Source organism: Streptomyces apricus (genome assembly GCF_008369065.1).
Lineage (GTDB): Bacteria > Actinomycetota > Actinomycetes > Streptomycetales > Streptomycetaceae > Streptomyces > Streptomyces apricus.
In genome coordinates, this window is sequence record NZ_VDFC01000290.1 from 1 (window position 1) to 609 (window position 609).

At 59.6% G+C, this 609-nt stretch carries 2 rRNA genes; both read right to left on the reverse strand.

From position 1 onward, the window contains the following. Window positions 1–151, reverse strand: a 23S ribosomal RNA gene (locus FGF04_RS39740); the annotation flags it as partial. A 318-nt stretch (window positions 152–469) separates the two neighbouring features. Continuing rightward, window positions 470–609, reverse strand: a 16S ribosomal RNA gene (locus FGF04_RS39745); the annotation flags it as partial.

Genomic DNA, 609 nt, shown 5'->3' on the forward strand with positions numbered 1-609 from the left:
TGACAGCCCATGACGACTGCCGGGTTTCCCCATTCGGAAACCCCCGGATCAAAGCCTGGTTGACGGCTCCCCGGGGACTATCGTGGCCTCCCACGTCCTTCATCGGTTCCTGGTACCAAGGCATCCACCGTGCGCCCTTAAAAACTTGGCCACAGATGCTCGCGTCCACTGTGCAGTTCTCAAACAACGACCAACCACCCATCACCCCGAACCAGTAGATTCGAGTGCACTGGGGCCGGCACTGAAGGCGACCATCACGGCCGTACCCTCAGACACCCAACAACGTGCCCGACACCCTCACCCCTCAGATCAGCGGTCCACACTCTTACGAGCAGTACTGGCAGCCTGAGAAGGCCAAGTGTGCCGAATAATCAACGTTCCACCCATGAGCAACCAGCACCGGACATTCGCCGATGTACTGGCCTCTGGACCGTCAGGCAGAACCTGTCGGCCAAGAAGTGCTCCTTAGAAAGGAGGTGATCCAGCCGCACCTTCCGGTACGGCTACCTTGTTACGACTTCGTCCCAATCGCCAGTCCCACCTTCGACAGCTCCCTCCCCACAAGGGGGTTGGGCCACCGGCTTCGGGTGTTACCGACTTTCGTGACGT